The organism is Oleiphilus sp. HI0043 (assembly GCF_001634935.1).
In genome coordinates, this window is sequence record NZ_LWEY01001868.1 from 1 (window position 1) to 780 (window position 780).

General features: G+C 43.5%; 2 protein-coding genes. One reads left to right on the top strand and one right to left on the bottom strand.

Annotation, left to right across the window (positions count from 1 at the left end):
* On the bottom strand, nucleotides 1-125 hold a 125-nt coding region (locus A3729_RS34750; protein ID WP_156498210.1), incomplete at its 3' end, for a DUF2909 family protein.
* A 147-nt stretch (nucleotides 126-272) separates the two neighbouring features.
* On the opposite strand from A3729_RS34750, the gene A3729_RS28690 reads away from it, so the two are divergent.
* The coding region (locus A3729_RS28690) for an SURF1 family protein (RefSeq protein WP_068634540.1) at nucleotides 273-780 on the top strand (508 nt) is incomplete at its 3' end.

Sequence of the window (780 nt, forward strand, 5' to 3'; positions counted from 1 at the left end):
ACAGTCAGCGCAGTGAGCACTCGTGTATGCTGATTATCATCTTTACCTAAAAAGAAAGCGCCCGCACCAAGACTGACAAGAACCGCCAACAAGTTAATTAGTATTAGAATTTTATAAAAGCTCATGGGTCACCTTTTTTTAAGTCTTATTCTGATAGGCTTTGTTCTAGCTTCAGCGTAACAGAAAAATAATACTCAATGAACTGCGACTGACCATTAAATATGCCCTATTCTTTTCAGCCTAAGTTTTTCCTCTCTTTGTTTTGCACCCTAATGATGCTTGTTTTTTGTGCTTTGGGCCTTTGGCAATTGCAACGAGCTGATGAGAAACAGCAAACCCAATCCGAGCTTGAAGAATTGAGCATGCTGCCTCCCAGAAACTTAAACCTACAAAGCAACCATCTTAAATCGGCCTCCAAAGCCCTTGCGACGGGCCACTACCTAGTTAATGAGCAATTCTTATTAGACAATATTGTTCACAAGGGCAAACCAGGCTACTACCTAATGAGCCCTTTTTTACTAAGCAATCGAGATGAAGTTATTTTGGTGAACCGCGGATGGCTGGCCAAACAGCAAAACGGACTGCCTGAGTTCAAGACGCCAACTGAGCAATTAAGTTTACGCGGCATCCTCGCTCTACCACGCTCTAAGCCAGTCATCCTTGGGAGTATCGATCACCCTATTTCTGCTACGCCACCGCTGTGGTATTACATGGATATGGAAGTTTTTCAGCAGCAAAGCAGCTATAAAGCTCTTCCTTTAATTTTGCGACTTGCGCCCG